The organism is Peribacillus butanolivorans (assembly GCF_001273755.1).
GTDB lineage: Bacteria > Bacillota > Bacilli > Bacillales > DSM-1321 > Peribacillus > Peribacillus butanolivorans.
On record NZ_LGYA01000001.1, the window covers coordinates 4447424 to 4448003 of the forward strand.

Annotated in this window: 1 protein-coding gene; it reads right to left on the bottom strand. The window is 43.4% G+C overall.

Annotation, left to right across the window (positions count from 1 at the left end):
- Window positions 1-580, bottom strand: a 580-nt coding sequence (locus tag AKG34_RS28105) for an SH3 domain-containing protein (RefSeq protein WP_161804958.1), incomplete at both ends; no start/stop codon positions are given.

The following is a 580-nucleotide window of genomic DNA, read 5'->3' on the forward strand; positions in this document are numbered from 1 at the left end:
TTCCGCATATTGAGCGTCCCTGAACTTACATTTACATATTTCGTCGTCGTTTTTTCAGGTATGGATGGTGTGGATTCCGTTTCTGGCCTTGTTGTCGATAAATATTTGGTACTGACATACCCGTCTTTTCCATCCGCTTTGATTTTTGCCCAACCGTTGGATTCTGAATACACCGTTACCTGCGTGCCTCTCGATAGCTTCGCGACTATGCTGGCACTTTCCGTCCCACTTTTCCGCATATTGAGCGTCCCTGAACTTACATTTACATATTTCGTCGTCGTTTTTTCAGGGGTGGATGGTGTGGATCCCATTACAGGCTTTGTTGTCGATAAATATTTGGTACTAACATGTCCTTCTTTTCCATTAACTTTGATTTTCGCCCAACCTTTAGATTCCGAATACACCGTTACCTGCGTACCTTTCGACAGCTTCGCTACTATGCTAGCAGTTTCCGTTCCACTTTTTCGCATATTGAGCGTCCCAGAACTTACATTTACATATTTCGTCGTCGTTTTTTCAGGGGTGGATGGTGTGGATCCCGTTACAGGCTTTGTTGTCGATAAATATTTGGTACTAACAT